This is a genomic window from Corallococcus sp. AB049A (assembly GCF_003668885.1).
In the GTDB taxonomy this organism is placed as follows: Bacteria; Myxococcota; Myxococcia; order Myxococcales; family Myxococcaceae; genus Corallococcus; species Corallococcus interemptor.
On the sequence record NZ_RAWL01000503.1, the window covers coordinates 1 to 5754 of the forward strand.

The 5754-nt window shown below is 71.7% G+C and carries 5 protein-coding genes; 3 read left to right on the top strand and 2 right to left on the bottom strand.

Going from position 1 to position 5754, the window contains the following annotated elements; all coding sequences use genetic code 11:
* Positions 1-96: 96 nt before the first annotated feature.
* From D7X55_RS34590 to D7X55_RS34600, 3 genes are all read left to right on the top strand, one after another.
* Positions 97-1053: a diguanylate cyclase gene (locus D7X55_RS34590; protein WP_120553074.1), complete on the top strand. Its 957-nt coding sequence runs from the start codon at positions 97-99 to the stop codon at positions 1051-1053.
* Between the two features lie 26 nt (positions 1054-1079).
* Positions 1080-2816 carry a two-component system response regulator gene (locus D7X55_RS34595; RefSeq protein ID WP_120553075.1) on the top strand — a complete coding sequence of 579 codons (1737 nt, stop codon included), beginning with the start codon at positions 1080-1082 and terminating at the stop codon, positions 2814-2816.
* Between the two features lie 95 nt (positions 2817-2911).
* Positions 2912-3793 (top strand): hypothetical protein, encoded by an 882-nt coding sequence (locus tag D7X55_RS34600; protein ID WP_120553076.1) that lies wholly within the window; start codon positions 2912-2914, stop codon positions 3791-3793.
* A 103-nt stretch (positions 3794-3896) separates the two neighbouring features.
* On the opposite strand, the gene D7X55_RS34605 is transcribed toward D7X55_RS34600, so the two are convergent.
* Together D7X55_RS34605 and miaA are read right to left on the bottom strand one after the other, a co-directional pair.
* Positions 3897-4490: an HdeD family acid-resistance protein gene (locus D7X55_RS34605; protein ID WP_233610246.1), complete on the bottom strand. Its 594-nt coding sequence runs from the start codon at positions 4488-4490 to the stop codon at positions 3897-3899.
* Between the two features lie 179 nt (positions 4491-4669).
* Positions 4670-5551 carry a tRNA (adenosine(37)-N6)-dimethylallyltransferase MiaA gene (miaA, locus tag D7X55_RS34610; protein WP_121725279.1) on the bottom strand — a complete coding sequence of 294 codons (882 nt, stop codon included), beginning with the start codon at positions 5549-5551 and terminating at the stop codon, positions 4670-4672.
* Between the last annotated feature and the right edge of the window lie 203 nt (positions 5552-5754).

Consider the following 5754-nt stretch of genomic DNA (forward strand, 5'->3'; position numbering starts at 1 on the left):
CGTGGGGCGCAAGGGCGTGGGGAGCACCTGGAAGGGCGTGGCGCCCGAGACTTTCGGCCTGCCATTTCGGGACAACCGAGCGGAGCGAACCAGTTCATGGAACGGCACGGCCGCAGCAGTGAGCGCGCGCTCCTGCTCATCATCGAGGACGACATCGGCGTGCGCGAAGGGCTGATGGACCTGCTCGCCCCGCGCTTCGACGTGCTCGCGGCTTCGGACGCGGACGCGGGGGTGGAGCTGGCGCGCGAGCACCGCCCGGACCTGGTGCTCCTGGATCGCTTCCTGCCCTCCGGGGATGGGCTGGCGGTCCTGGAGACGCTCCAGGGCGACGTGCGCACGGAGATGGTGCCGGTCATCTTCCTCACGGGGGACGCGGACGAAGCGACCCTGGAGCGATGCCTGGAGATGGGCGCCGTGGACTTCATCCACAAGCCGGCGAGCTCGCGCGAACTGCTCGCCCGCATCGACCGCGCGGTGCGCCAGAGCGAGCAGCAGCGCAAGCTCCAGGTGCTGGCGCAGACGGACGCGCTCACGGGCCTGGCGAACTTCCGGGCGCTGTCCGTGCGGCTGGAGGACGAGTTCAAGCGCGCCCAGCGCTACGGCTACGCGCTGAGCGTGGTGGTCATCGACCTGGACCACCTGAAGGCCATCAACGACGGCATGGGCCACGACGTGGGCAACCGCGCCATCCTGGCCCTGGCCACCCTCATGCAGGGCAACCTGCGCGAGTCCGACTTCGCGGCGCGCTTCGGCGGCGACGAGTTCGTCGTGCTCCTGCCGCACCAGACGTCGATGGAGGCCGCGGTGTTCGCGGAGCGCCTGCGCTCGGAGCTGCGCGGCGTGAACGTGCAGCGCGGTGACGGGCGCCCGGCGCCCTTCGGGTTGAGCATCAGCGTGGGCGTGGCGGACCACACGGCCGACTCCCCGCGCGAGAGCACGGAGGCCTTGCTGAAGGCGGCGGACGCCGCGCTCTACGAGGCCAAGCGCGAGGGGCGTGACCGGGTCGTCGTGTATGGCCGGTCGCTGCACACCTCCGCGGCACAGCGGCACTGACGGCGGGACGGGAACGAGGGCGCGCGATGAGCGGGACCAGCAAGCTGGCGAGTGGTTCGAGGGTGGCGATCGTCGGCGGCGGTATCGCCGGGGCGGGGCTCGCGGCCTCCCTTCTCTTCAACGGCCGTGCGCGGGGCGTGGCCCTGGACGTGCGCGTCTACGCGGGGGGCACCGAGGAGCGCACCGCGCCCCCTGCCCTGCTCACGCCGGAGTGCCGCTCACGGCTGGCCGCGCTGGGCTGCCGCATTCCTCCGGAGTGGCGCGCGCACGAGCTGCGCGGCGTGGAGATCATCTCCCAGGGCGAGCGCGAGCTCTTGCCGTGCGCGGCCGGCGGCCTGTGGGTCGTGGACGGCTGGCCCAAGGGTGAAGGCGGCCTGGACATGGTGCGCCACGTGCTGTCCACGGCGGCCAGCGCGCAGGGCGCCCGGTTCGTGAACCGCCACGTGGAGCGCGTGGAGCGGCAGGCGCCGGCTCCGGACGCCCCCACGGCGGTGCGCAACGCGGGCCCGCTGGTGGTCCGCGCGCAGGGCAGCGGCGAGCGCTTCCACGCGGTGGCGCTGGCCGCGGGCGCGGGGCCGCTTTTGGGTGACGCGTTCTTCAAGGGCTTCAAGCCGGCGCCATCCATGCCGGCGGTGCAGGCGCGCATCCAGGGCGGGATGCCGGGCCGGGAGCTGGCGCCGGTGGCCCGGCTGTGGGTGTCTCCGCTGCCTTCGGTGGACGCGCTGTTCCTCATCCCGGGCGCGTCGTCCGTGTACGCGCTGGCCTTCGGCGCGGCGGTGACGCCCGCGGACCTGTGCCAGGTGTTGATGATGGCCGCGCGCGACGGCCTCCTGGAGGAGGGCTTCGAGGTCACGACCCTGGAGACCACGCGCCTGCCCTTCGGCCCCGGCCGCACGCTGGTGGCGCCCGGGCAGCTGGTGGTGGGCCCCGCGGCCTTCGGCCACCCGCTGCAGGTGGGCCTGTCGGAGACGCTGGCGTCGTGCAGCCGCGCCGCCGTGGCGCTGCTGGATGGTGGGCTGGACGCGCCCTCGCTGGAGCGCCGCTACGTGCGCGACGGGCTGGGCGAGCTGATGGAGGACGCGGCGGCCGGTGCGCGCTCCATCGCGTGGCTGCGGCGCGCGGGCAAGCGGGCCCCGGCGGCGTTCGTGTCGGCGCGGGCGAAGCATGCGTCGGCCGGCGTGTACGGCGGCGGCGTGCTGGGTCTGAGCTCCCCCACTCCGCTGGGTCTGCTGTCCGCGGCGCGCTGGTCCGGCGTGCGCGAGGTGGTGGGCTCGTGGCTGCGCACGCCCATCGAGCCCGTGCCCACGGTGATTCCGGAGGTGGAGCCGGACCTGTACTACGTGGTGGACGACGACGCGGACACGCGCGAGGCGCTCACGCTGCTGTTGGAGAGCACCGGCGCGCGCGTGGTGGCCTTCGCGGATGAGCTGGCGCTGTTCTGCGCGGTGGCGCGGCGTCCGCCCACCGCCATCCTCCTGGACGTGGTGCTGCACTGGGTGGACGGCCTGCGCCTGTGCGAAGGCCTCAAGCAGCACCCGCTCACCCGCGACACGCGCGTGCTGGTGATGAGCGGCCTCAACCGTCCGCACGTGCGTCAGCGCGCGCTCGACGCGGGCGCGGAGGCCTTCCTCCCCAAGCCGGTGAACCCGGACCGCCTCCTGTGCCAGCTCACCGGCCGCGTGCCGGACCCGCTCGCCGCGCCGCGTGACGTCATCCGGCCCGCCGCCATGGAAACATTTGGCGAAGACCGTTTTGCGTCCTGACACCTACCTGCACACAACTCAGATCACATCGACGGGATAATCCCTACAAAAGCATGAAGCCCCGCACTTCATGCTTCACTCAAAGGGAGTCCCTCATGCTCGCCACGAAGTTCTTTCGCGTTGGCCAGACGTCCACCCAGCTGCTGAAGCACACGCCGCAGATCCAGCGCACCTTCTCCACCAAGGTGCTGTCGCCGGAGGACAAGGCGCTCAAGACGCAGGCGGACCAGAACCGCATCAAGTTCCAGCAGCACGACATCATGAGCGACATCATGAACGCCGAGGACCGGCGCGACGGCGGCAACAACCAGTTCGCGCCGCGCATCCGGCCGGACGTGGAGCTGACCCGCCGGGACAACTTCCCCTTCAACGAGGTCCAGCCGAAGTACGACACGCCGAAGTCCGCCATCGACCGCGGCGGCAAGCTGCAGCCGGTGGACGCGAAGGACCGCACGGTGACGCTCACCGCGCACGTGGACGGCGCGAAGGAGACGAAGGCGCACTCGCCCTACACGTCCTTCAGCGGCGTGCCCGTGGGCGTGGACGGCAAGGCCACGGAGAAGAAGCTCGTGGACAACCCGGACTACGGCAAGAGCCGCATCGTCCACAACCCGTCCCGTGACGTGAAGGGCGGAGACGTGTTCGATCAGTTCGACATCCAGCGCGACATCCGCACGTCCACGCAGCCGGGCCTGGACGAGACGGCCGTCAACCGCAGCCAGCCCGGCAAGCCGGTGTGGCAGCCGGAGCCGCACGAGCGGAAGTTCCTGGCGGACGTCGGCGTGGACCCGACGAAGGAGCGCTTCACCTACCGCGAGCGCGCGATGATGAACTCCAAGCGGGATCAGGAGTACCTGGTGCGCGGCGCCATCCACGACTTCACGCTGGAGCAGCAGGACGCGAAGGGCGACCTGAAGCACGTGTCGCGGGATCAGTTCGCCGACCTGTTCGACGACGCGCACACGAAGGCGAAGTAGCCCGCGAACCGGTCCGGCGCCGAGCACCGACGCCGGTTTCCGGCTGAAACTTCACCCGCCGACATCCCTTGTTCACCCAAGGTGAACAAGGGAGCCGGGCGGCTCAGGCCTCCACGTGCCGCAGGCCCCGGCGCAGGATGAGCGAGCCGGACATCATGGAGATGCCTCGGAAGAAGACGGCGAGCCCCACCATGGTGCCCACGAGCCACACCGAGGACGTGGGCCATCGAGCCATCACGCTGAGGCCCAGGACCAGGGAGATGAGGCCGTAGGCCAGGTCCCATCCCCACTGGAAGTAGCGGTCCATGACGGCGGTGATGACGTGGAAGAGGCCGCTGGCGAAGAAGTAGCCGGCGATCAGCAGCGTCAGTGAGGCCAGCCCCGCGGCCGGGTACATGACGGTGAGGATGCCGACGACGGTGGTGAGTACGCCGCCGAGCATGAAGGACCAGAAGGCGCTCCGGCTCTCGTTGCGGGAGCGAATCGCCGCGGCGATTTCGAGGACGCCGCCAACCACCAGCATCATTCCCACGAAGAAGATGGTGACCATGCTGGTGAAGAACGTGCCGCCCAGCAGCACGACCCCCGCGATGGCCGTCAGCAGGCCCAGGATGAAGGGGCCGCCCCACATGGCGGAGGCTCCCCTGGGAGGACGGTCCGGCCGGGTCTCCGGCGCGCGTTCGACGTTCGTTCGCATGGCGATCTCCACGGTGATGGCTGCCCCGCGTCGGGCCCTCGGCCGCCTGCCGGTCCGGGAGTGGAGGTGGGGGTAGCGTTTCCTCGTGGAAGATGGGCGCGCGACCGGGCGCGAACAATCCGCGCCAACGGACGAAATGAGCCGGCACGGCGAGCAGGGGCCAAAGCGGTCCGCCGCGACTACAGGGCAGGACGCGTGTACGGCGGCGCGAGGAACACCGCGCCGGGCTCCTTGCGAAACCACGTGAGCTGCCGCTTGGCGTAGCGCCGGGTCTCCTGCGCGGTGTCGGCGATGGCCTCCTCGCGGGTCATCCGCCCCTCCACCACCGCGCGAGCCTGCACGTAGCCGACGCTGCGCATGGGGGCCGCGTCCGCGTAGCCCTGATCCATCAAGGCCCGAGTCTCCTCCACGATCCCCCGGGAGAAGAGCGCCTGCGTGCGCGCGTTGATGGCCGCGTAGAGGGAGTCGCGCGGCGGATCCAGCACGTAGAGCTGGAAGGGGTAGCGGTCCGGCGCGAAGGCGTGGGCGCGGCGGAACTCGGACGCGGGCACGCCTGTCTGCGCGTGGATCTCCAGGGCGCGGACGACGCGCACCAGGTCCTGGGGAGGCAGCCTCGCCGCGGTCTCGGGGTCCACCTCGGCCAGCCGGCGGTGCACGGCCTCCCTCCCCTGCTCCGCCGCCAGCGCCTCCAGCTCCGCGCGCAGCGAAGGCAGGGCCCCGGGCGCGTCCACCACGCCGTGCAAGAGGACGCGCAGGTACAGGCCGGTGCCACCGACGACGAACACCGGCCGGCCCCGTGACGCGATGTCCGCGATGGCCGCGTCCGCGCGGCGTTGGTACTCGGCGGCGGAGAAGGGCTCGAGCGGATCCACGCAGGAGACCAGGTGGTGCGGCACGGCGGCCAGCTCCTCGGCGGAGGGCTTCGCGGTGCCGATGTCGAAGGCGCGGTACACCTGCTGCGAGTCCGCGGAGACAATCTCGCCGCCGCCCGCGCGAGCCCACTCGATGGCCAGCGCCGTCTTCCCAGACGCCGTGGGTCCAGCGATCACCGTCAACGGCACCCGCGTCTCAGCCACCAGCGTCCGCCTCCCACGCCCGCTGTAACGCAGACGCGAGGCAAGCGCGAGCCCCCGCTCAAGCCAGCCGCGCCCGCACCACCGCCGCCGCGCTGGCATCCCGCGCGAACACGAGCCGGGCCGTCTCCACGGACGACAGCACGCGTCCGGCCGCGCCCACCAGCGCTCCCCGGCCCGAAGGCGTGGGC